This window comes from Bacillus sp. ISO11 (assembly GCF_003458115.1).
GTDB classification, from domain to species: Bacteria; Bacillota; Bacilli; order Bacillales; family Bacillaceae_G; genus Bacillus_A; species Bacillus_A cereus.
In genome coordinates this window covers 1-1,077 of sequence record NZ_QXCO01000091.1, presented here as the reverse complement: position 1 = coordinate 1,077, position 1,077 = coordinate 1, and the positions used below count along the sequence as shown (strand labels likewise).

Genomic DNA, 1,077 nt, shown 5'->3' with positions numbered 1-1,077 from the left:
CGCAAGGTTTTATATGAGCTTCATCTTTCAGATGACCAAAAAATGATTCTTGTGGGGCGTTATCCCAACAGTTTCCTCTTCTTGACATGGATTGTCCAAGGTTTAGCTTTTTAACTAGCTTTTGATAGGTAGGGCTTGTGTAGTGGGATCCTTGATCTGAATGAATATAAGCACCTTCAGTCAATCGAATCCGCGGATTCCTTTTTAGTTTATGGAGAGTTGTCGTTACGAGCTCTAATGTCATCTGTTCTGAAACATGGTAAGCTAAAATTTCATTAGTTGAGCCGTCTAAAATTGTAGATAAATAGGCCCTTTGATTCTTACCGTAAACTAAATAGGTGATATCTGTAAGAAGTGTTTTCCCTGGGGTATTTTGTTTAAATTCCCGATTTAATTGATTCGGTACTATTCGATGTTCTTTTGTAGCTTTAAGCATTCTTTTATAAGGATTCGCTTTGCGAACCGGACAGATAATCTCGTATTTCTTCATAATTCTACGGATACGCTTTAAATTGTAGACAACTTGAAACTGACCCGCCAATGTCATCTTTATCTGACGAGCCCCCTTGTTTCTATTTCTAAATCGAAGTGCTTTTAATATGGTTTCCTTCAAGATTTTATCTCGATCACTCTTTTGTTTCCGTTGTTCTTGAGATGAAACTGAAAAGTAATTATAGTATCCCGAACGGGATACACCAGCTACTTTACACAAATGACTGACCATATTCCTTAAGTTGTATTTCATGATGACAGAACGAATCAAGATGAATTTCTGACTAGGTGGTAGTGTTATTTCCTTCTCATCCTCCCTTCCATAAGTTTGATTTTTTTTAGCAATTCGTTTTCCGCCTTTAGTAAGTTTCGTTCAGCTTCTAAACGGGCATACTTTTCTTCTAACGTAAGCTCTCTCTCAAGAGTTCTGCCAGCGTTTTCGATACGTGTATCCCTTAAACCCAATACACCATTTTTTCTATAAGCAGCACGCCATCTACTTCCCGATGACATAACTCGTTTCATTCCAATCATATCTATATCAAAACCACATTCTTCAAAAATATTTCGAGGTAGCTTTCCTTT

The 1,077-nt window shown here is 37.1% G+C and carries 1 pseudogene; it reads right to left on the bottom strand.

Going from position 1 to position 1,077, the window contains the following annotated elements:
• A pseudogene (locus D1166_RS30920) lies at positions 1-1,077 on the bottom strand (IS3 family transposase); the annotation flags it as partial.